This window comes from Pseudoalteromonas sp. SR44-5, assembly GCF_014163675.1.
Lineage (GTDB): Bacteria > Pseudomonadota > Gammaproteobacteria > Enterobacterales > Alteromonadaceae > Pseudoalteromonas > Pseudoalteromonas rhizosphaerae.
In genome coordinates this window covers 1-1,077 of sequence record NZ_JACJDT010000132.1, presented here as the reverse complement: position 1 = coordinate 1,077, position 1,077 = coordinate 1, and the positions used below count along the sequence as shown (strand labels likewise).

Annotated in this window: 1 protein-coding gene; it reads left to right on the top strand. The window is 42.2% G+C overall.

Features of this window, described 5'->3' with window-relative positions; all coding sequences use genetic code 11:
* A partial coding sequence (locus H5154_RS22820) for a transposase (RefSeq protein ID WP_404936195.1) occupies window positions 1-738 on the top strand: 738 nt, incomplete at its 5' end.
* Between the last annotated feature and the right edge of the window lie 339 nt (window positions 739-1,077).

Below are 1,077 nucleotides of genomic sequence, written 5' to 3'. Positions count from 1 at the left end.
CAGCAAGAGGATTTATTACCGTGTCGGTATTTCCACCTTGTTTTTACGCTCCCTCATGAGTTGAATATCATTGCTCACTATAACCCAAGTGTGTTGTACCAGTGTTTGTTTAAAGCCGTATGGCAAACGCTGTGTAAATTTGCGAAACGAAAGATGCATGGCCAGTTAGGCATGACAAGCGTACTGCATACATGGGGGCAGAACTTAAGTCAGCATATCCACTTGCATTGTTTGATACCCGCAGGTGCACTTGAAAAAACGCACTGGCATGAAATAGAAAAAGACTATTTATACCCCGTAAAAGCGTTATCAACAGTCTTTAGAGGAAAAATGCTGGCGGCGCTCAATGAATGCGATAGTTCATTCGCGAAGATAAACACGCCAACCAAATGGTGCGTGTATAGCAAAGCCTGTTTAACGTACAGTGAAAAGCTAGTTAGTTACCTTGCTCGTTATACCCGAAAAGGCGTGATGTCAGAATCACGATTAGTGTCAGTGAATGAGCAGTCAGTGAGCTTTAAATATCGCGATTATGCAGATAACAACCGCGATAAAGTAATGACACTGAGTTGTGATGAATTTTTACGGCGCTACTTACAACATGTATTGCCGAAAGGGTTTATGCGCATTCGCCACTATGGTTTTTTAGCTAATGCGTGTCGTAAGCGAAAGTTAGCCCTGATAAGGGCTCATGTATCCACCGCATGCAAAGCGGTGAGGCCCAAAACAGAGCAATAACCATTGATACCGTATTGGCCTTGTCAGTCATGTAAGGTTGGTATCTTACGGTTTATTGGTGTGATAACCTCAGATATTTCGACGAATGAAATAGTTCGAACGAGTTAGCAGCTTTGCTTGCTGCATTAAATCAATGAGTTAACCTGCTTAACTGCTCAGGCTACTCGCGATTGTGCGTGAGAAAAAGATCATTGCTTAACGGTTAAACATTAGGTTTAATAGGTGCATAATAAACGCTGAGTAACGCAGGGATAGCTTAGATACGATAGACACGCCAGTAAAGTTGGCTTGATATCGCTTAGGCCATAAAAAGCAAATTCCCATAGCATAAGTAACACC